The sequence below is a fragment of the Microcoleus sp. CAWBG58 genome, from assembly GCF_020883045.1.
In the GTDB taxonomy this organism is placed as follows: domain Bacteria; phylum Cyanobacteriota; class Cyanobacteriia; order Cyanobacteriales; family Microcoleaceae; genus Microcoleus.
Genome location: NZ_JAHRFA010000022.1, coordinates 44383 through 65941, shown reverse-complemented (window position 1 = coordinate 65941; position 21559 = coordinate 44383). Strand labels below are relative to the sequence as shown.

The following is a 21559-nucleotide window of genomic DNA, read 5'->3' as shown; positions in this document are numbered from 1 at the left end:
ACTCGCTCTCCCTGATAAGTCATAATTTGAGTTGAACGCATCGAAATCTATTCGACTGTACCTTCAAAGCCTTCTACAACTATCTGGTCGCCTAATTGAAACGGTTCGTGCAACAGCATCAAGATGCCTGCTAAAAAGTTTTTGAAGATATCTTGGAAGGCAAAACTAACAGCTACTGAACCCAATCCTAACAAACCGATGATGTCTCCGGGACGCAAAGCCGGGAAAGCAATGACGCAGGCGATCGAACTGCCAGCCGCCCAAGTGAGGGCAAAGGCTATCTGCACCAAGAGCGATCGCAAGGATAAACTTTTGACAGTCTGTTGAGTAGCTGCCGAGACTGCGAGGCTAACAAACTTTGCTGCCGTGTTCGTCAGCACAATAACTACCACAGCCGCTGCTATTGAAGGCATTGCCTCGATCGCTTGACCCAGCAGATTTAACAAGCTAGTTTGGATTTATTGAATTATGGCGCCCATTGTTAAATTTGAACTAAAAATTTTTAGGTAAATATATCGATCGCTGGCTAATTTATTATTTTGCCAGACCATCGTTTATGCTATATTCAACAGACAATGATATCAGAGATGTCATATATGTAATGCTGAGTTCATTCCCCGGAAAAACAGAAAGATGAATTTTGATTTGCAGCAACTGATTAAAACCTTCGGCTATTTGGGAATTTGGGCTATTGTGTTGGCGGAATCCGGATTGCTGTTCGTTTTTTTCTGCCGGGAGACAGCTTGCTATTTGCTGCGGGCATTGTGGCGTCGGGGCCAAACTCTATGAATATTTGGACGCTAATTTTTGGGTGTTTTGTCTGCGCGGTGGCTGGCGATAATGTTGGCTATGCAAGCGGACACCGTTGGGGTAGTCGCTTATTTAACAAGGAAGATTCGTGGCTGTTTAAGAAAGAATATTGAGAAAAAACTGAAAACTTCTACGAAAAACACGGCCACAAAGCAGTTGTACTGGCCAGATTTATGCCAATTGTCCGCACTTTTGCACCGATAGTGGCGGGAGTGGCGGCAATGAAATACAAAACTTTTATGTTTTACAACCTGATCGGCGGGTTTGTGTGGACGGTGGGGCTGACTCTACTCGGTTATTATTTAGGAAAGATGATTCCTCCGGACAAAGTTGACGAATTTTTACTGCCGATTGTTGGTGTAATAATTGTACTTTCTTTTGTACCTTCGATTATTCATATAATTCAAGAACGCCGCGCTAATAAGTAGAAGGAAGTTCGGCAACGGATTATGTAACGGATGGAAGAGAAATGGAAGAGAAATGGAAGTCGGAAGGAGGAAGAAGGAAGAATGCTTACACATCAAGCTTTTTTGCGATCGGTATTTTAGGTTGATTTAGGCGGATTGAGTTGACAAAAAAGATTGACTCAGCCCGACAGTAAGGTTGGAGACCAAAGTTGAAGATTCCCGATCGATCTGTGGAGTCAATGTAAAATCTCAAATCTAAAATCGACGGACTCGGGCTGTGTGGGTTACTCCTCGCTGCTGATATGGAAAATTGGTCGATCGCTCACAATCAAAATTTAAGATCTGCACCGCCGATCGCGATCGAGTAAAATCACAGCACTTGCCCGCTGATGGGTTTATCTGCTAAAACTAACAAAGTTTGATGATTTCTCAGAAATAACATAAATGGTAGCTACATCCGTCAAAATTAAACACGAAGTCAAAGACTTATCCCTCGCCCCGTTGGGCAAGCAACGTATCGAGTGGGCAGGGCGCGAAATGCCGGTATTGCGTCAAATTCAAGAACGCTTCGCTAAAGAAAAACCCTTCGCAGGCATCCGTATTTCAGCTTGCTGCCATGTCACCACAGAAACAGCTCATTTGGCGATCGCCCTGAAAATGGGCGGCGCAGACGCTGTACTCATCGCTAGCAACCCCTTGAGCACCCAAGATGACGTAGCAGCTTGCCTAGTTGAAGACTACGGCATTTCCGTCTTCGCCCTCAGAGGAGAAGACGCGGCTACCTACGAACGTCACGTTAACACAGCCCTCGACCACCGTCCAAACATCATCATCGATGACGGCAGCGACGTGGTAGCAGCCCTGATCCAGCACCGCCCCAACCAAATTGCCGACTTGATCGGCACCACCGAAGAAACCACCACAGGCATCGTGCGCCTGCGCGCTATGTTGAAAGATGGCGTGCTGACTTTCCCGGCGATGAACGTCAACGACGCAGATACGAAGCACTTCTTTGACAACCGCTACGGTACAGGTCAATCTACTCTAGACGGCATTATCCGCGCTACCAATATCTTGTTAGCTGGTAAAAATATTGTGGTTGCAGGTTACGGCTGGTGCGGCAAAGGCACGGCACTGCGCGCCCGCGGTATGGGCGCCAACGTAATTGTTACCGAAATCGATCCGATTCGGGCGATCGAAGCTGTGATGGACGGTTTCCGCGTCATGCCGATGGACGAAGCAGCAACAGTCGGCGATATCTTCATCACCGTTACCGGCAACAAACACGTCATTCGTGCCGAACATTTCGACACCATGAAAGACGGCGCAATGGTTTGCAATTCCGGTCACTTCGACATTGAAATTGACCTCAAATCCCTCGGCGCAAAAAGCACTGGCGTGAAGACAGTTCGCTCTTTCACCCAAGAATACCGCCTCAATAACGGCAAATCGATTATTGTCTTGGGCGAAGGCCGTTTGATCAACTTGGCAGCCGCCGAAGGACACCCCAGCGCTGTCATGGATATGAGTTTTGCTAACCAAGCTTTAGCCGCAGAACATCTGGTCACCAACAAAGGCAAACTAGAGCCGGGTATTCATTCAATCCCAGTGGAAGTTGACAGAGAAATTGCCCGTCTAAAATTGGAAGCAATGGGTATTTTCATTGATACCTTGACACCCGAGCAAATTGAGTACACCAACTCTTGGACTTCGGGAACTTAATCGTAGTTTAGAGTTGTAGAAGCAATCCTATTGCTGACAACTTAAGGTTAAACCAACAGTCTTTCTTGTTTGTGTCGAAGTCTAGATCCCCCCTAACCCCCCTTAATAAGGGGGGAACAGGAATCAGATCGAAGTCCCCCTTTTTAAGGGGGATTTAGGGGGATCTAGACTCAGGTAAAAACGAGATTTCTCAGGACTTTCAGTGTCTAGATCCCCCCTAACCCCCCTTAAAAAGGGGGGAACCGGAATTGATCGAAGTCCCCCTTATTAAGGGGGATTTAGGGGGATCTAGACTCAGGTAAAAACGAGATTTCTCAGGACTTTCAGTCTTAAGTTGTCACCAATGGGCAGAGCCTAGGAACTATAAAACTAATGACTGATGACTTCTGCTGTACCTATTACCAATTATTAAATCAAAATGGTTGAATGGATAACTAACACAATGCAGTCGATGGGCTATCTCGGCATTGCGTTATTGATGTTTTTGGAAAACCTGTTCCCGCCCATCCCCTCAGAATTGATTATGCCACTGGCAGGATTCACCGCATCCAAGGGTGATATGGATTTAACGCTGGCGATCGCAGCAGGGACGATCGGCACCATTCTAGGCGCACTTCCCTGGTACTATGCGGGTAAAATATTAAGCGAAGAACGGTTAAAACATTTAGCAGACAAATACGGCAAATGGATTACAGTATCAGGCGCCGATATTGACAAAGCAAATAGATGGTTTAACAGACACGGCAACAAAGCCGTATTTTTGTGTCGCCTGGTACCGGGAGTTCGCACCCTAATTTCCCTGCCCGCTGGCATCAACAATATGGCTTTAATCCCGTTTTTAGTCTACTCAACAATCGGCACAATTTTGTGGGTGAGTTTCCTCACTTTTGCCGGATATAAATTAGGTGAAAATTATGCACTTGTAGATGATTATCTAGCTCCAGTTTCCAAAATAGTTGCTGTGACTATTGTCATCGGCTTTATTTTGTGGGTTGTGAAAAAGAATATGCAGAAGGAAAAATATCGCAAGTAAATGCAAGAAGAAGGAAGAAGGAAGTTCGGCAACGGATTGTGTAACGGATGTAACGGATGTAACGGATGTAACGGATGTCAGTCATCAGGAAGGAGGAAGAAGGAAGAAGGAAGGAGGAAAGAAGAAGCAATAAAATCTTAGATTTCAGAAATTAAGAACTTCCTAATTGTCTTGGCGGTTGCCATATCCTCAAAATAATCTGCGTTCATCTGCGGTTCAAAAGCAATCGCCATTTTGACTCGCTTCAACAATGTCTCAACATTATGGACAAAACATAAAAAAAAGACCATATTTGAACCCAAAATCTGCTATTTTTGCTACTTTTTCTAATTTACTATCCACATAAGCTGTTAAGCATTTAAAATGGTATTGTAGGGTGCGTCAGTTTTAAGGCATTTCCCATGTATAGTAAGTGTTGTACCTGACGCACCCTACGTAAATAGTTAGTGGTTTAAATGCTCCACAGCTTATCATCACAGTGACGGGCTGCCCATCGCCCAAACATCAAATTTCAATTTAGACAAAAATTTAGGATTTATTGAGGTTTAGACAGACAATCGTGGGAAAATAGGGAACATTGCTATCCGCACTGTTAAGATATGTACGAAAAGATTGTAGCCCCGACAACTGGTTCTAAAATTACTTTCAAAGACGGTTCGCCGATCGTCCCCAACGACCCAATTATCCCCTTCATACGCGGTGACGGTACGGGCGTAGACCTCTGGCCAGCATCCCAGAAAGTCATGGATACTGCCGTAGAAAAGGCTTACGGAGGCCAGCGGAAAATTAACTGGTTCAAGATTTATGTAGGCGACGAAGCCTGCGATGTCTACGGTACCTACCAGTATTTGCCCCAAGATTCCCTAGACGCCATCAAAGAATACGGCGTCGCCATCAAAGGCCCGCTGACAACCCCAGTAGGTGGCGGAATTCGATCGCTCAACGTAGCCTTGCGCCAAATATTTGACCTCTACGCCTGCGTGCGGCCGTGCAAATATTACGATGGAACCCCATCGCTGCACAAAACTCCCGAACTGCTAGATGTAATTATTTACCGGGAAAATACAGAAGATATTTACCTGGGAATTGAATGGAAACAAGGCAGCGAAATCGGTAACAAACTAATTGAATACCTCAACAATGAGTTAATTCCCGCAACGCCAGAACACGGCAAAAAACAAATACGCCTCGATTCTGCGATCGGCATTAAACCAATTAGCAAAAGCGGTTCTCAGCGTTTGGTACGACGGGCAATTACCCACGCTTTGCGGTTGCCAAAAGACAAGCAGCAAGTAACCTTGGTGCACAAAGGCAACATCATGAAATACACCGAAGGAGGTTTCCGAGATTGGGGTTACGAGTTGGCAACCACCGAATTTCGTGCTGCTTGCGTAACAGAAAGAGAGTCCTGGATTCTCGGCAACAAAGAACACAATCCCGAGATTAGCTTAGAAGACAATGCCCGCCAAATAGATCCGGGCTACGACGCTTTGACACCCGAAAAACAAGCCGTAATTTGTAAAGAAGTTGCCGATGTTTTGTCCGCAATTTGGGAAAGTCACGGTAGCGGGAAGTGGAAGGAAAAAATCATGGTCAATGACCGAATTGCTGACAGTATTTTCCAACAAATTCAAACTCGACCAGCCGAATATTCAATTTTGGCAACGATGAATTTAAACGGCGATTATTTGTCAGATGCTGCCGCAGCAATTGTCGGCGGATTGGGCATGGGCCCCGGTGCGAATATTGGTGATGAATGTGCTGTTTTTGAGGCGACTCACGGCACTGCACCCAAACACGCCGGTCTCGATCGAGTTAATCCCGGTTCCCTGATTTTGTCGGGGGTGATGATGTTAGAATATATGGGATGGCAGGAAGCGGCAGATTTGATTAAGAAGGGTTTGGGCGCTGCAATTTCTAACGGTGAAGTTACCTACGATCTGGCGAGGTTGATGGAGCCTCCAGTGCCGGAACTCAAGTGTTCTGAGTTTGCTGAGGCGATTATTAAGCACTTTGCTGATTAGTAGGTTTGAGAGATTTTTTGACCGCCGATGAACGATGATAAACGCTGATAATATTGGTGATATCTTTCCTTATCTGCGGTTGAAAAAATTAAGTTCTGGACGCAACTATAATATTAAAAAAGGTATGTTGTTGCGCTTCAGCGCTCTTGCAGATATAGAAAAAGAGCGCTGAAGCGCAACAACATACCTAAGAATTAACCCGATATTATACCAGTTGTGTCGAGGACTGAAATTGTTATTTTTGTATAGATGGAACAGCCATACCGCGCTCAACGGCAGGACGCTTCTGCAAGGTTTCTACCCAACGTTTGAGGTGCGGATGGTTGTCGAGGGTTAATCCTTGAAATTCGTAAATAGCCACCCACGGATAAGTCGCAATATCGGCGATCGAATATTCGCCGCAAATGTATTCGTATTTTGCTAATTGAGAATCTAATACTCCGTAGAGGCGCAAGGTTTCTTTTTCGTAGCGTTGAATTGCATAGGGAATTTGTTCGGGTGCAAAACGTCTGAAGTGGTTTAGTTGTCCGAACATTGGCCCGACGCTGGCCATTTGAAACATCAGCCACTCCATGACTTGAAAGTATTTGTGTTTGTCGGTGGGCAGAAATTGGCCTGCTTTTTCGGCTAGATAAATCAGGATGGCACCTGACTCGAAGACTGTAATGCCGTTATCGCGATCGACTATAGCGGGTATTTTGCTGTTGGGGTTGATGGCGATGAATTCCGGGGTAAATTGGTCGTTTTTGCTGATGTCTATGACGTGCACGTTGTAGGGTAAACCTATTTCTTCGAGCGCGATCGAGACTTTGCGGCCGTTCGGTGTGGTAAAAGTGTAGAGGTCGATCATAGTTGTGCTGTTAATAGTTGACAGTTGACAGTTGACAGTTGACAGTTGACAGTTGACAGTTGACAGTTGACCTATGGTAGGGGCGGTGCCCCCGTGCCCGCCCTCTTATTTGACAATTCACAGTTGACAGTTGAGGACAAGGTTTTTAAGACGGGAATTTATACCCTGTTCTAAAAACTTGGGGAATCCTGGGATGCCCGGATGGGAAACCCTATTTTTTGGTATGATGATATTATAGTGATTTAAGGCGTATGATTAATAATAATGAATATTCTGGAAATTCTCAAAGACGATTATCAAAGATTTCCTGAAAATCAGACTTACAACATTTACGCAAAAGATGTTTATTTTGAAGACCCAGTGAATCGATTTACTGGAGTCGATCGCTACCGAAAAATGATCGGGTTTATGGGGACTTTTTTTCAACAGATTAAACTCGACTTGCACGAGATTTCTCAGTCGGGAGATACTATAAACAGTCGCTGGACTCTTAGCTGGATGGCGCCGTTACCTTGGAAACCGAAAATGGCAATTAGCGGCAGGAGCGAACTGAAGGTTAACAGTGACGGTTTAATCGTTTCCCACATCGATTACTGGAACTGTTCGCGGTTAGATGTGCTCAAACAACTGGTATTTGCGATCGACAAATAACCGCTTTTCATTAGCCTGTAGCGCGTGCACTGCGATCGGGTTGAGCTTGTATGGCGCTCTTTTGGAGGACTGAAGTCCTCACTACAAACTTTCTGCCTGCGATCGCACTTTTTAACGGATATTCGAGGTTTGAACTAAGTTTTTTGGTTGAAAACGGCGTTTTGGGCGATCGGGCTATTGACGTTAGCAGACATTTATGCTACAAATATACTACATAATGGCTCAAGTTAAATATATTTAAACAAAAATGCCCTACGAAAAATTAGAAATATCCACCCCAAAACCAGTATTATCCTGGGCAAATCACGCCCTGGGCGACCAAGAGACCAAGATGGCAACAAATGTAGCATCTTTGCCCTTTGTATTCAAACACGTCGCATTAATGCCCGACGTACATTTAGGAAAAGGAGCTTTAGTCGGTTCAGTAATTGCCACAAAAGAAGCAATTATTCCTGCTGCTGTGGGGGTGGATATTGGTTGCGGGATGATGGCCGTAAAAATGCCATTCAACGCCAACAAATTAGAAGGAAAACTCAAACAAATTCGCCTCGATATCGAAGCAGCAATTCCCGTCGGATTTGCCGAAAACAAAGAAGTCGAAAAATCGGTCACCAACTGGCAAAGATGGGGCGATTTCAAGGAACTGCATCAAGGAGTGCAGCGCCAAGATAATAAAGCTTTAAAACAGTTAGGTTCTCTAGGCGGCGGCAATCATTTTATCGAGGTTTGCGTTGATACGGAAAACTCGGTTTGGCTGATGCTGCACTCTGGTTCGCGCGGTATCGGCAATCTGCTAGCCCAACACCACATCGACACTGCTAAAGATTTAGCTAAACTGGCAGAAATTAGTTTGGCTGACAAAGATTTAGCTTATTTTGTAGCGGGTACGCCGGAGTTTGCTGCTTATTGGCACGATTTGCAGTGGGCGCAGGATTATGCGAGTTTTAATCGCGATATCATGATGAATCGGTTTAAGAAAATTGTGGAAAAGCATCTCGCTGGTGGCAAAGTTACGAAGCCACTTTTACAGGTGAATTGCCACCACAATTACGCCGAAAAAGAAGTACATTTTGGCGAAGATGTGTATGTGACTCGCAAGGGTGCTGTGCGCGCGAAAGTTGACGATTTGGGGATTATTCCGGGTTCGATGGGGGCGAAATCTTTTATTGTTAAAGGTAAGGGAAATGTGGAAAGTTACTGTAGTTGCAGTCACGGTGCTGGCCGCTTGATGTCTCGCACTAAAGCGAAGAATGTATTTACTCTGGATGATTTTGTGCGGCAAACTGATGGGGTTGAGTGTCGGAAAAATGAGGAATTTTTAGATGAAATTCCGGGGGCTTATAAGCCGATTGAGGAGGTGATGAGTCAGCAGTCGGATTTGGTGGAGGTTGTGGCGACTCTGAAGCAGGTGGTTTGCGTCAAGGGGTGATGGGGGAAGTGGGGAGAGATTTTCAGCCTATTGTAGGGTTGAAGTTTTGCGATCGTCTCCTCTTTCTTCCATGCTACAATATTGCTCAACTGCAACAATTTAAATATTTTTAGCAATTTGAACAAAAACAATTAACTTATGAAAATTATTTCACTCCAATTAAAAAATCATTTTTTGGGTTGGGATTTTGATGAAATCAAATTTTCATCAAATTTAACTCTTTTAGTTGGCATATCAGGTGCAGGCAAAACCCAAATCCTATGTGGAATTATCGATTTAAAACGTATAGCCAATGGAAAAGCTATCAATGGATTGGAATGGAAAATCATATTTTCTACTGTAAATGGTACTGAATTCATTTGGGAAGGTGGTTTTAATACTGTTGAAACAAATGAACTAAGTTTTGATGATATTCAAGAAAAACAAGACGATCGAGAACAGTCATCATTGATTTATGAAAAATTGACATCAAATAATCAGGTTTTAATTGAGCGCAATAAAGAATCGATATTATTCAATAATATCCAAATGCCTAGACTTTCTTCATATCAATCAATGATATATATCTTGAAAGAAGAAGCTTTGATCGAAGAAGCCTTTGATGCTATAAATAAAATAGAATATCGAGATCATACTATAGGTGGTAGGCGTCTGAGAAACTCAAACCAATCTTTGGACTCGCTCAAAAATAAATACAACACCTTAGATAGCATAGTCAATAGTGATGAGGATATTAGAACTAAGCTATATCTTGCCTATGAAAAGAAGTTAGATATTTTTGAAACAATCAAGTCAAAATTCATTGATATTTTTCAACAAATTGAAGATTTAAAAGTAGAGCCTTTTAACAGCGATCAATTGTCCAAAGAAATTGCCGATCAATTTCAGCCTCGTATTTATATTAAAGATAAATCTGTACCAAAATGGATTAGAGACGATAGTATGTCTTCGGGGATGTTGCGTACAATGATTCATATTGCCGAAATTTTTCTGTCAAATGAAGGTTCGGTAATATTGATTGATGAATTTGAGAATAGTTTAGGAATTAATTGTATTGATATCTTAACTGATGACCTGATTCATGAAAATAAAACCTTGCAATTTATTGCCACAAGTCATCACCCTTATATTATAAATAATATTCCCTATGAATATTGGAAAATTGTTACCCGACAAGGCGGACACATTAGAACCTGTAATGCCTCGGATTATCATCTAGGTAAATCTAAACAAGACGCATTTATTCAGTTAAACAAAATTCTCGAAAAACAATCGTAGTATGAATTTATATTTTGTATTTGAAGGAAAGACAGAACCGATTGTTTATAAAAAGTGGTTATCTGTGCTGCTTCCAGAGTTGACGGAAGTGGATAGTTTTGATGCGGTAATTCAGAATAATTATTATTACGAAAGTGATATGGGCGTTCCCAGTTGCTATAGAGTTACTGCTAATGCTATCCAAGAAATAAACCTATTTCCTCAATATAATTACTTGGTTTTATTCACAGACGCCGATCGTTTTACAGTTTTGGAGAAACAAGCGGAAGCTGATGAGCAAATTAAGTCGGAATTAAAAGATAAACCTTTTCAATCTCTACCCGTAAATTGTCAACTTGAAGTTATTGTGCAGAAAGTTTGTCTGGAAACTTGGTTTTTAGGAAATCGAAAATTTTTTGTGAGAAATCCACAACATAATGAAATTTTGAAGCAATATATTAAATATTTTGATGTCAGTCAAGATAATCCTGAAGATTTAGCGAGTGAATTTGTTCAAGATGGGGAAAATACAAAGGATATTTTTGGATATAAAACAAAAGCTCTGTTTCATGAAGGTTATCTTAGAGAAATTTTCAAAGAACGTAGTTTGGCTTCAAAAACGCATTTTTCTTATAGTAAACCTAGACCAAGAGAAGTGCAAGAAGAATATTATCTTAAACAACTGATGGCAAGAGTTGAGGCAAATTCAGATCATTTACTGAATTTTCAATATTTTATAAATTTTTGTTTAAAAATCAAGGGGCAATTAAATAAATAATACATTATCTATTTATATTAAGGATTTTAGTTTTTTCTTGAAGGTTTGTAGTAAAGACTTTAGTCTTTTATTCCAGATTTTGGCAAAATGCGGACTAAAGTCCTCACTACGAACATAATATCACTCCCAATATGTTTCCCAATCGTTTTTAAATGCTTGTTGCAGTTTTTTCATGTAAGCCAGAGTTTTTATTTTGACCATCCATACGTTGTTAGCCTTATCCTTTCCTTTACACACAACTCCTTCGGCTACACCGTATTTTCCTTGACGGACTTCATCGATAAATTTGCCTGTCAACTTTCCGCGATACACAACTCTGGCAATGTTCAATGAAGAGAAATCTCGAACGAATTGCTCTGGTTCGACAATACCTCGATCGCACTCCACGTCTAACAGCACCAAATTTTTGGGTTCATCCTGTTTGTGCATTCCTGCAAATGAGCTAGCACCAAAAAACTCTGTAAATACCGCGATCTCTGGGCTGTGATATTCTGGGTTCGCCTGAAATACAGCTTCCAGAGATTTCGCGAAGTCCCTGACGAAAATCTGCGGCGCTTCCTCCAAACCCGGATGTGCTTCATTAAATTCTGCAATTCCGAGATCGTCGAAAACGAATTGATCGCGACGCGTTCCAAACGCATACCACCCAAGTTGCTCTTCCCAAACCCAATGCAGATTGGTGCCATCGTACTTTTCAAAGGCTGTGCACTTATCTAACGGAGCATTTTTGCTGTCGGGAATTTTGGGATAGGCAAGTTGGATTTTTGTCACTTTCTTGACTTGCTTTTGATGCTGAATTTAAGATAGTTGCTTATGTGCGATGGAGATTTTTGTAGTGAGGAATGCGAGTTTTTTGATTTATGCGGACTGAAGTCCTCACTACAAACCTATTTTTTGTCTGGTAATTTTCCCAAACTATTTCCTAACAGGCCATTTGCTGCCACTCTCTTTCTAGCAAGCGCAGCAATCTTTCATCGCCTTTAGCTGCGGCTATTTGTTTCCGTCGATCGAGAATACTGCAAATATGCGATCGGTGAACTTGCGCCAAATCCGCAGCAGTTGGTGCAGATTCAACCGCCGCGCAAGCTGCGCCAACTGTTGTGACCTGCTGCTGGGCTTGAAAATTTCGCTTTGTGGTAGAGTTGATACCGCCGTATTTTTTGGGGACAGCCAGGTGTCTCGGATACCGATAGTTCCAGTCTTGACCCCGATATTTGCCTGCGACTTCCCCTTCGATCATATCTACTGTCGGAATGTCGTACTCGTAGTTGGCACCGCGATAAGTGAGTTTCATATTTTTCGATCCTTATATTGAGATAAAAACGGTCGTCAGTCGATTTTAGATTTTAGATTTTAGATTTACTTTACCAGTAAAGAATTGGTTGAAAGCCTCTCTCTTTGAGGGAGAAATTAAAATCAGACTATTCATTACTCCAATCCTCTTCCTTCTAGGTAGAGGTAGAGGTAGAGGTAACTGTCAACTGTCAACTGTCAACTGTCAACTGTCAACTGTCAACTGTCAACTGTCAACTGTCAACTGTCAACTGTCAACTGTCAACTGTTGAAAGATGAATCTGGTACCTCGGACTTTGGTCTAAAATTTGGCGATCGACTTTCACGAGTCTACGTGGCACGGTACTTGCTTTTGGGCCCGATCGGGTCACGCTTGCTTGTGGCAGCTAAAACTATTTAAGTTTCTGTATTCAATTATACTGTTTTTTAATTAAAATGCGTTCATTTACAAAAATTAATATTTTGAGGGTAAAAACGCAGGAAAAAACCCGCCACAGCGGGTTTAATCGAGCTTTGACTAATTCGATCGTACTCTGAGTACAACGGATCGAGATCCGAAGAACTACCCGACTGTCACTTCATCGGTTTGCACGCCTGTGGCGCCCTCTTCAGCAGAAGCAATGGCCACCAACTTGTCAAGAACTTCCTGACTGGGAACTTGACCCTTGAGAACAACCGTGCCGCTGAGCTGAGCAACCCAAACAGTATCGATATCAGCAACTTCTGAATCGCCGTCAAAAGCCAAGGCCACCCGCTTCGCCAGGCCGCTTTCGTCAAAATTTCCGTCTGGGCCAACCTTAGCAGGAGCAATGGATTGTGCTTCGGCAGCTTGCTGTACTACTTCTGCCATTGGTTGAGCCTGCTCTTCAGGCTTTTCCAGTCCAAACAGTCTTTTAAACCAACCCATAGAAGTTGAGTCTCCAGAAAATACACTTTGTCTAAGATAGCTCTAGAATTCCAAAAGAGTCGTAATTGTTGCAAAACTAAGCGAAATTTCTGAAAATGCTTTTTCTACGGACTTTCAGAATCTAAAATCTCTAACGGTATCCCTATGTTGATGTTACTTTTTTATGTCGGGGACGATCGCTATGCCTTGGATAGCAGGCGCGTCGTCGAAGTAGTTCCCACTGTCACCTTGAAAAAACTCCACAACGCGCCGGAATACATTCCCGGCTTGTTTAACTACCGGGGACATCTCGTCCCGGTCATTGATTTGTGCCAAATGATACAGGGGACGGCCGCCCGCGCTTACTTGAGCACGCGCATTGTCTTAGTCAATTGCCAGTTTCCCGATACTTCTGGCGGGAACAACGACAGTTTGCACGGCCCCCTAATTTTAGGGCTGATGGCGGAACGGGTGACAGAAACTCTCGACAAACCAGAAACCGAATTTGTTAGTCCCGGCATTAAGATTGACAGCACTCCTTATTTGGGAGAAATGATTGCAGACGATCGCGGTATGATTCAATTTGTCAGGGTAGAACATCTGCTGCCTGAATCCCAAAAAACTTATCTGCTTCCCCAGCAAGAGGAGTGAGATTTAGTCATTGGTCATTGGTCATTGGTCATTGGTCATTAGTCATTGGTTATTAGTCATTGGTCATTGGTCATTGGCAATGGGTAATTAATTGGCAATGGGTAATTGGTAATTGGTAATTGGTAATTGGTAATTGGTAATTGGTAATGGTGAGTACGTCCGAAAGTTGATAACTACGATATTAACGCATTAGCGAAAGGTAAGTGTCAACTGTTAACTGTCAACTGTCAACTGTCAACTGTCAACTGTCAACTGTCAACTATCAACTGTCAACTGTTAACTATCAACTGTCATAGGAGCTAAAATCAATGACACAAGTAGCAATTGAAGCTCTACTCAGACAAAAAATTGGTTTAGATGCCCTGACTATTGGGTCTAATACAATTACTAGAGCCGTTAACCGTCGGATGGAAGATTGCGGTTTAACGGATATCAGTATTTATTTGACAAAATTGCAAACATCTCCTCCAGAATTGGAAGAATTAATCGAAGCTGTCGTGATACCGGAAACTTGGTTTTTTCGCGATCGCGAACCTTTTGTTTTTTTGAGTCGCTACGCGCTTTCGGAATGGTTGCCACAAAATCCCGGCGAAACCCTGCGCGTGTTGAGCCTTCCTTGTTCGACGGGGGAGGAACCTTACTCGATCGCGATCGCCCTACTAGACGCTGGTTTAAATCCGCTCAACTTCAGCATCGATGCGGCAGACATCAGCAAAGTTGCTCTCAAAAAAGCCCAGCGCGCAGTTTACGGCAGAAACTCTTTCCGTGACAAAAACTTAGACTTTCGCGATCGCTATTTTACTTCGCTGCCGGGAAACCTTTATCAGTTGAACGATTCGGTGAGAAGGAAAGTTAATTTTATTCAGGGTAATATTCTAGATAGCTATTTTTTATCTAACCAACTTCCTTACGATGCAATTTTTTGTCGCAACGTATTAATTTACTTTGATAAAGAAGGCAGAAATCAAACCATTCAACTGTTAAATCGATTGTTAAAAAAAACAGGCATATTATTTTTGGGTCACTCAGAAAGCGGGCAAAAATTGCCTACTCAATTTGTCTCGGTGCGTCATTCCCTAGCATTTGCTTACCGCAAAACAGATATTCCAGACAGCCCGCAAGTCCAGGTCAAAAAAGAGCAGACTAATATCAGTTATTCGCGGATAGTTCGGGAGTTTAAACACGCGGAAAATAGGGAAAATGTTCGCAGTGAAAAGTTGCCAAGTATTAACAATAAATCCTCTACTTCCCATCAAAAATATCCGAGAGAGAAGGAGAATTCGGGGATTTTGCCAATTCGGGCGATCGCACTTACACCAGATCCTGCTAAGTCTGCGAGTGCGGATTTAGACGCAGCGCGACGTTTGGCCGATCGCGGACAATTGCAAGAAGCGGCCAAACTGTGCGAAACTTACCTCAGTCAAAATCCCACGAATGCTGACGCTTACGTCTTATTGGGGCAAGTTTACCAAGCCAGGGGCGATCGCCAACAAGCTGAGCAATCTTTCCAAAAAGCAACTTACCTGAAGCCGGATCACTATGAAGGACTAATTCACCTAGCTTTGCTCAAAGAAGAGCGAGGAGATATTGCCGGTGCTGCGATCGTCCGCCGGCGCATTCAGCGAATGGAAAAATAGCCTAATAAGTAATAACTGAGAACGGAATTATGGACAATATTTTTAAGCATATGACTTTGCAAAGACGCATGATCGCTGCGTTTGTGTTCATGGGGGCGATCGTGCTTGTTGTAGCTTTAGTCGGCGCCAGCGGCAATTTTCGGCTATCCGGGCACCTGAAGTCGATCGCCAACGATGCTTATCCCAGCACCGTCGCTTTGTGGAAAATCAACGAAGGACAAACACAGGTGCAGTCTTCCGATCGGATGCTGCTCAACGAAGCAATCAATTTTGACCAAAGACGCCGAGAAATTGCGAGAATAAATAATGCTTGGAATCAGATAAATCAAGGTTTTCAAGAGTACGATAAACTTGGGCGCAACGAGGAAGAAGACAAACTTTATCAACAATTTAAACCGCTGTGGCAAAAGTGGGCTGAGGCTCACAAAGAATTCCAAGAACTCAATAAAGAATATGAAAGAATAGGCATTGTCAACCCCCGGCAAATCCAAATTGATTTGCTCAAACAGGGTAAAACTAAATCACCTCAACTAGCAACTGCTGCATCAGCAGTTGAGGTGCTTAACAGAATGAACGACAAAGCTTTGAATGAGAAAGTAACTACATTTCAAGCTGCGACAGAGGGAATGCTGGAACTCCTGAACTACGATCGCCAATTAGCAGCAGACTCAGCCAAAGCTGCCACCGAAGATATCAGTCAAACTCGGTTATGGGTGATTTTAGGCACGCTGCTGGGCCCTTTAACGGCCGTACTGTTTGGACTGTACTTTAGCAATACGATCGCCAAACCGTTAGGGGCTAAAATTGCCGGAGTGGTGGATGTAGCAGAGAAAATGTCGATCGGCGATTTAACAGCAGAAGTTCATGTCAGCGACACCAAAGACGAAATTAGCAAATTGGAGAACTCCTTCCGCAGCATGAATCGCGGTTTGGCCGGATTAATCAAACAAGTGCAAAAATCGGGCATACAAATCACTTCATCAGCCACCCAAATAGCCGCTTCTGGCAAACAATTAGAAGCCACAGTCAACGAACAAGCAGCATCCACCAACGAAGTTGTAGCTACTGCCAAAGAAATCGCAGCCACCAGCGGTAAACTCGTAAAAACGATGGATGAAGTTTCCCACATGGCAGAGTCAACCGCCCGCGAAGCTAGCACAGGTCAAAAAGAGTTAGTTCGCATGGAAAATACCATGAAAGTGTTGGGAAATGCCACCATTTCTATCTCTAGCAAACTGGGAATTATTAGCGAAAAAGCCAACAATATCAACAGCATTGTTACCACGATCACCAAAGTAGCAGATCAAACTAATTTACTTTCCCTAAATGCAGCGATCGAAGCCGAAAAAGCCGGAGAATACGGCATGGGTTTTGCCGTCGTCGCCCGCGAAATTCGCCGCCTGGCCGACCAAACAGCCGTTGCCACATTAGATATTGAAAATATGGTTAAAGAAATGCAGTCAGCCGTTTCTACTGGGGTGATGGAAATGGATAAATTCTCCCATGAAGTCAGCAAGGGGATGGAAGATATTCGCAACATCGGCGTGCAATTAGCCGAAATTATTCAGCAAGTACAATCTCTCACTCCCCGCTTCGATTCGGTAAATAGAGGCATGGAAGCTCAATCGGAAGGAGCTCAGCAAATTAGCGAAACTATGGCGCAGTTGGCCGAAACTTCCCTGCAAACTGCTGATGCTTTGCGGGAAATCAATAGTGCGATCGGCCTTTTGAACGAAGCAGCCCAGGGGATGCGCCACGAAATTTCGCGATTCAAAGTCAATTGATAGTTACTCACACCCAATATTCGTCAGTATCTAAACTCTAAAATATCAAATTTTATTCATTATTTGTAGCAGACAAAAAAGAGGTAAATTAAGTGCAGAAAAATTCAACTATTCAACAAATTTTGTGGAGGGGATTTGGCACAATATTTACCTTAATACTTATAGGGAATCTTGTAGCACAACACACTAAAAATACCTTAGTTAAATCTTTAGATAACGTTACTTCGAGCCATAAGATTTTGCAAGAATTGGCACAGTTAGATATGCTTTTGCTGGAAGCTGAGACTGGTCAGCGCGGCTATCTGTACACGGGAAAAGAGAATTTTTTAGAGCCATACAATGAAGCAAATGCAAGCATTAACGTGCAACTAGCAGAGTTGAGAGAGAAGATGAAAAATCCCACACAACAAGAAAAACTCGGCCAATTGCAAACCCTGATTAGAGAAAGAATCGATTATTTAGAAAAAACTATTCAACTCCGCAAATCTGGTCAAGAACAGCAGGTAAAACAAATAGTAAGTGCTGGAACAGGACTAGAAATTATGGCGAAGCTAAGGGGGAAAATTACAGAAATAAAGGAAACTGAAAATCAATTTTTGGATGAAAGAAAGAAAGTCGCCCAGGAAGCTGAGATTTTTTCAACTTATTTTGCTGGGGCGAGCACTTTGATTATTGTGGGAGTTGGGGTGTTAATTTCTTGGGTAATTATCCGGAATATCGCGCAATCCTTGGGAATAGCAGTAAAAGTTGCAGAAGAAGTATCTGCTGGTAATTTAACTGCCAATATTTCAGCAAATTATCAGGGAGAAGTTGGCAAACTACTCGCCGGATTCCAAAGCATGACTCAAAGCCTCAATTCCTTGATCGGGCAAGTACAAAATTCTGGCTTTCAAGTAACTGCTTCCTCTCATGAAATTGCCGCCTCTGGCAAGGACTTGGAGGAAGTAATCGCCAAACAAGCAGCTTCGATTAGAGAGGTGGAAGCTACTACAAAAGAGATAGCTGCTACTTCTCGACAACTGAAGCAAGCAATGCAGGGAATTACTTCTACATTCCAAACTACCACAATAGCAGCAGAGGGCGGTCAGCGGAACTTAAGCCACATGGAAAATACCATGCGGGAATTATCAACCGCCACAACTTCTATTTCTAGCCAACTTAGCAACATCAGCGAAAAAGCTAATAATATTAGTCGAATTATTATTACAATAACCAAGGTAGCTGACCAAACTAATTTACTTTCTTTGAATGCTGCCATAGAAGCAGAAAAAGCGGGAAAATATGGTATGGGTTTTGCTGTAGTTGCTAGAGAAATTCGGCGTTTAGCAGATCAAACTGCTGTTGCTACTTTAGATATTGAAAAAATGGTTAAAGAAATGCAGGCAGCAGTTTCTACTGGGGTGACGGAAATGAACAAGTTTACTGAAGAAGTAAATGATAGCGTTGAGGATGTGGAAAGTGTGAGCTGGCAACTGACTGAAATTATCGAGCAGGTGCAGGCTATCACTCCGCGTTTTTCAGTGGTAAATCAGAGTATGGAGGCTCAATCGGAAGGCGCTCAGCAAATTAGCGAGGTGATGGTGTATCTGAGTCAATCGTCGTCGCAAACGGCGGGCGCATTGCGCGAAATTAACGGTGCTATCTCTCAATTAAATGAGGCATCTCAAGGTTTGCGTCAAGAAATTTCTCGGTTTAAAGTAAGCAATAAGGATGTAGAAAATGTTTAAAAATATCAGTTTCAAAAAGCGCTTAAATGCTGCATTTATTTTTCTAGCTGTGATTGTTTTAGTAGTGGCTTTTGTCGGCTGGAGCGGCAATTCTCGGCTCGCCCGACATATTGATACGCTAGCTAATAATAGCCTGCCGAGCGTTAGTGGATTGTGGAAAATTAATGAAGGACAAACGCAAATTGAGTCGTCGGAACGGGCCTTACTGGATCTGGAACTTAGCCCAGAGGAAAGGAGAAGTGAGTTGACGAGAATTCAGCAAGCTTGGGAGCAGATTAATGAGGGTTTTAAAGAGTATGAAACCACATCCAGAACTGCGGAAGAAGATAAGGTATACAAAGACTTGCAGGCTAAATGGGATATCTGGAAGAAAAATCACGAAGCTTTTTTAGATTTAAATAAAAAATTTGAGAGTTTGGGAATTCTCAACCCATTTAAAAGGCAGATCGAACTGATTGGTCAAGGGAATACTAAGTCGCCCGATATCGAGGCTGCTAGGAGGGCTGGGGCGTTTTACAATCAATTGAGCGATCGCGCCAAAGCGAACCGCGCCTCGTTTGAATCTGCTACTAATTTAATTTTGCAAGACATAAAAATCAATGAAACTAATGCACAACTAGCTAAACAGCAGTCCAAAAACGATATTAATCAAACCACATTCTGGGTAATTTTGGGGATGATTCTCGGGCCGCTAACGGCGGGACTGTTTGGACTATTTCTCACGAGCGCGGTATCCCAAACTCTGGAAAATCAAATAGATCTGTCGGGTCTCAGAATTAGCGGCTCTACGAACCAAATTGCTGCTTCTGGCAAGGAATTGGAAGCGACGATGAATGAACAAGTTGCCTCAACTAATGAAGTAGTAGCCACGGCTAAAGAAATTGCTGCTACTGCTATGCAACTGGCGAGGACAATGGATGAAGTTTCGGAGATGTCCCACCAAGCTGCTCAATCTGCCGGCGGCGGTAAACAAGAAATTGGTCGCATGGAATCCACGATGAATAAATTAGCAGATTCTACCAGTGCGATCTCGGGTAAATTGGGAGTTATTAGCGAAAAAGCTAATAATATTAACAGTATTATCACGACGATTACGAAGGTGGCAGATCAAACTAATTTGCTTTCGCTCAACGCGGCTATTGAAGCGGAAAAAGCGGGAGAGTACGGGTTGGGTTTTGCGGTGGTGGCTAGGGAAATTCGCCGACTGGCAGATCAAACGGCGGTGGCTACTTTGGATATTGAAAATATGGTTAAAGAAATGCAGTCTGCGGTGGGTGTTGGCGTGATGGAAATGGATAAGTTTACTAATGAGGTGCGCCGGGGGGTGGAAGATGTGCAAACTATTAGTTTGCAGTTGGAGTCGATTATCCAGCGGGTGGAAGCTTTGACTCCGCGTTTTGAAGAGGTGAATGAGGGGATGGATGCACAGTCTCAGGGTGCTGTGCAAATTAGCGAGGCGATGGTGCAGTTGAGTGAGGCTTCTTCGCAAACTGCGTCGGCGCTCCGGGATATCAATGGGGCGATCGGGCAAGTTAATGATGCTACACTCGGTTTACGCCACGAAATGCTAGCGTTTTTAAAGTAGCCTTTTTAAAGTAAAGAGGGAGTCGGCGGCCCGAGTCGGTTTTTTAGAAGAATAAAAGGTGTAGCAAGGCTCAGTCTAAAATCTATTTTTTTGTACAATAGTTATTGTAGGGTGCGGTCGAAGCCTGAATGCGATCGCAAAACTAAGCATTTCCCCCCGCTGGCCACCCTACGGTTAGTTAAATCAACTGGTGCGTGGTGCACACCCTACAAACTAAAATCTAAAATCTAAAATCTAAAATCTAAAATCGAATGACTGATGATTGCTGGAATCGGATCGGAGTTGGGGGCGATCGGACTTGTCCTCAATTAAAAACATTTATTCACTGCCGCAACTGTCCCGTCTATTCCGACGCGGGCCGGAGTTTGCTGGAACAGCAATTACCGACTGGATATCTGGAAGAGTGGACTAATTTATTGCGATCGAGTCAAGGAGTAACTAACGCCGTCACGGCTGCGGGTACTATATCTGTAGGTATTTTTAGGCTTAACGGCGAATGGTTGGCTTTACCGGCGGCGCTGTTTAAGGAAGTGACGCAGATCTCTGTTATCCACACTTTGCCACACCGCAGCAATAATATACTTATTGGCTTGGTGAATATTCGCGGCGAAATCCAGTTGTGCATTTCGCTAAAAGCACTTTTGGGATTGGAAGCAGCAGATGCTAGCCGACAAAATATTAGTCCTGTTGTTTACGAAAGGATGGTAGTTATTGAGAGAGAAGGCAGTCGCTGGGTGTTTGGGGTGGATGAAATTTACGGCATTCACCGCATTCTCCCGGAACAAATCAGAAATGTTCCATCTACTGTTTCTAAAGTGCCAGAAACTTATACTAAAGGGATTATCAGTTGGCAGGGGCAAAGTGTTTGTTATCTGGATGATGATTTGCTGTTTTATACGTTGAATAAGAAGATTATCTGATAAATTGGGCATTGGGCGGAGCGTAGCGGAGGGATTGGGCGGAGCGTAGCGGAGGGATTGGGCATTGGGCATTGTAAAAAAAAATAACTGCTTGCAGTATAAAAAAGATTAATTA

The 21559-nt window shown here is 43.2% G+C and carries 22 protein-coding genes; 17 read left to right on the top strand and 5 right to left on the bottom strand.

Annotated elements, in window-relative coordinates:
• Positions 1–47 precede the first annotated feature (47 nt).
• Complete coding sequence (locus QZ918_RS33105; RefSeq protein WP_367275329.1) at positions 48–446, bottom strand: mechanosensitive ion channel family protein; 399 nt, start codon at positions 444–446, stop codon at positions 48–50.
• Positions 447–633: 187 nt separating this feature from the next.
• On the opposite strand from QZ918_RS33105, the gene QZ918_RS12345 reads away from it, so the two are divergent.
• From QZ918_RS12345 to QZ918_RS12325, 5 genes are all read left to right on the top strand, one after another.
• Positions 634–789, top strand: coding sequence for a hypothetical protein (locus QZ918_RS12345; RefSeq protein ID WP_293335291.1), 156 nt, complete (start codon positions 634–636; stop codon positions 787–789).
• A gap of 194 nt (positions 790–983) precedes the next feature.
• Positions 984–1238, top strand: a complete 255-nt coding sequence (locus tag QZ918_RS12340; RefSeq protein ID WP_293335288.1) for a DedA family protein — start codon at positions 984–986, stop codon at positions 1236–1238.
• Between the two features lie 423 nt (positions 1239–1661).
• The gene (gene ahcY / locus QZ918_RS12335) at positions 1662–2939 is read left to right on the top strand and encodes an adenosylhomocysteinase (RefSeq protein WP_293335285.1); all 1278 of its coding nucleotides are present in this window, start codon (positions 1662–1664) and stop codon (positions 2937–2939) included.
• Between the two features lie 418 nt (positions 2940–3357).
• Positions 3358–3972: a DedA family protein gene (locus QZ918_RS12330; protein ID WP_293335282.1), complete on the top strand. Its 615-nt coding sequence runs from the start codon at positions 3358–3360 to the stop codon at positions 3970–3972.
• A gap of 599 nt (positions 3973–4571) precedes the next feature.
• Positions 4572–5996 (top strand): NADP-dependent isocitrate dehydrogenase, encoded by a 1425-nt coding sequence (locus QZ918_RS12325; protein ID WP_293335279.1) that lies wholly within the window; start codon positions 4572–4574, stop codon positions 5994–5996.
• Positions 5997–6231: 235 nt separating this feature from the next.
• On the opposite strand, the gene QZ918_RS12320 is transcribed toward QZ918_RS12325, so the two are convergent.
• On the bottom strand, positions 6232–6846 hold the full coding sequence (locus tag QZ918_RS12320) for a glutathione S-transferase N-terminal domain-containing protein (protein WP_293335276.1): 615 nt from the start codon (positions 6844–6846) through the stop codon (positions 6232–6234).
• Between the two features lie 264 nt (positions 6847–7110).
• On the opposite strand from QZ918_RS12320, the gene QZ918_RS12315 reads away from it, so the two are divergent.
• From QZ918_RS12315 to QZ918_RS12295, 5 genes are all read left to right on the top strand, one after another.
• A complete protein-coding gene (locus QZ918_RS12315; RefSeq protein ID WP_293335273.1) occupies positions 7111–7497 on the top strand; it encodes a C6orf136 family protein in 387 nt (128 codons plus the stop codon).
• Between the two features lie 50 nt (positions 7498–7547).
• Entirely contained in the window at positions 7548–7715 is a 168-nt protein-coding gene (locus QZ918_RS12310) for a hypothetical protein (protein ID WP_293335270.1), read from the top strand.
• A 29-nt stretch (positions 7716–7744) separates the two neighbouring features.
• Entirely contained in the window at positions 7745–8926 is a 1182-nt protein-coding gene (locus QZ918_RS12305; protein ID WP_293335267.1) for an RtcB family protein, read from the top strand.
• Between the two features lie 138 nt (positions 8927–9064).
• A complete protein-coding gene (locus QZ918_RS12300; RefSeq protein ID WP_293335264.1) occupies positions 9065–10204 on the top strand; it encodes an AAA family ATPase in 1140 nt (379 codons plus the stop codon).
• A gap of 1 nt (position 10205) precedes the next feature.
• Positions 10206–10961 carry a hypothetical protein gene (locus QZ918_RS12295; protein ID WP_293335261.1) on the top strand — a complete coding sequence of 252 codons (756 nt, stop codon included), beginning with the start codon at positions 10206–10208 and terminating at the stop codon, positions 10959–10961.
• A 120-nt stretch (positions 10962–11081) separates the two neighbouring features.
• Here QZ918_RS12295 and QZ918_RS12290 read toward each other — a convergent pair whose 3' ends face one another.
• Positions 11082–11732 (bottom strand): RNA ligase family protein, encoded by a 651-nt coding sequence (locus tag QZ918_RS12290; RefSeq protein WP_293335258.1) that lies wholly within the window; start codon positions 11730–11732, stop codon positions 11082–11084.
• Between the two features lie 151 nt (positions 11733–11883).
• Positions 11884–12255 carry a DUF4278 domain-containing protein gene (locus tag QZ918_RS12285; RefSeq protein WP_293335255.1) on the bottom strand — a complete coding sequence of 124 codons (372 nt, stop codon included), beginning with the start codon at positions 12253–12255 and terminating at the stop codon, positions 11884–11886.
• Between the two features lie 88 nt (positions 12256–12343).
• Here QZ918_RS12285 and QZ918_RS12280 point away from each other — a divergent pair, with 88 nt between their 5' ends.
• Complete coding sequence (locus QZ918_RS12280) at positions 12344–12526, top strand: hypothetical protein (protein ID WP_293335252.1); 183 nt, start codon at positions 12344–12346, stop codon at positions 12524–12526.
• Between the two features lie 290 nt (positions 12527–12816).
• Here QZ918_RS12280 and QZ918_RS12275 read toward each other — a convergent pair whose 3' ends face one another.
• A complete protein-coding gene (locus QZ918_RS12275; protein WP_293335249.1) occupies positions 12817–13161 on the bottom strand; it encodes a BON domain-containing protein in 345 nt (114 codons plus the stop codon).
• A 144-nt stretch (positions 13162–13305) separates the two neighbouring features.
• Here QZ918_RS12275 and QZ918_RS12270 point away from each other — a divergent pair, with 144 nt between their 5' ends.
• The 6 genes from QZ918_RS12270 to QZ918_RS12245 all read left to right on the top strand — a co-directional run bounded on the left by QZ918_RS12270 (position 13306) and on the right by QZ918_RS12245 (position 21444).
• Positions 13306–13791 (top strand): chemotaxis protein CheW, encoded by a 486-nt coding sequence (locus QZ918_RS12270; RefSeq protein WP_293335246.1) that lies wholly within the window; start codon positions 13306–13308, stop codon positions 13789–13791.
• Positions 13792–14099: 308 nt separating this feature from the next.
• Positions 14100–15428, top strand: a complete 1329-nt coding sequence (locus QZ918_RS12265) for a CheR family methyltransferase (RefSeq protein ID WP_293335243.1) — start codon at positions 14100–14102, stop codon at positions 15426–15428.
• 29 nt (positions 15429–15457) lie between these two features.
• Positions 15458–17212, top strand: a complete 1755-nt coding sequence (locus tag QZ918_RS12260) for a methyl-accepting chemotaxis protein (protein ID WP_293335240.1) — start codon at positions 15458–15460, stop codon at positions 17210–17212.
• Positions 17213–17304: 92 nt separating this feature from the next.
• Positions 17305–18939 carry a methyl-accepting chemotaxis protein gene (locus QZ918_RS12255; protein WP_293335237.1) on the top strand — a complete coding sequence of 545 codons (1635 nt, stop codon included), beginning with the start codon at positions 17305–17307 and terminating at the stop codon, positions 18937–18939.
• Positions 18932–20524 carry a HAMP domain-containing methyl-accepting chemotaxis protein gene (locus tag QZ918_RS12250; protein WP_293335234.1) on the top strand — a complete coding sequence of 531 codons (1593 nt, stop codon included), beginning with the start codon at positions 18932–18934 and terminating at the stop codon, positions 20522–20524. Before QZ918_RS12255 ends, QZ918_RS12250 begins: the two co-directional genes overlap by 8 nt.
• 251 nt (positions 20525–20775) lie before the next feature.
• Positions 20776–21444 carry a chemotaxis protein CheW gene (locus tag QZ918_RS12245; RefSeq protein WP_293149751.1) on the top strand — a complete coding sequence of 223 codons (669 nt, stop codon included), beginning with the start codon at positions 20776–20778 and terminating at the stop codon, positions 21442–21444.
• The last annotated feature ends 115 nt before the right edge of the window (positions 21445–21559 follow it).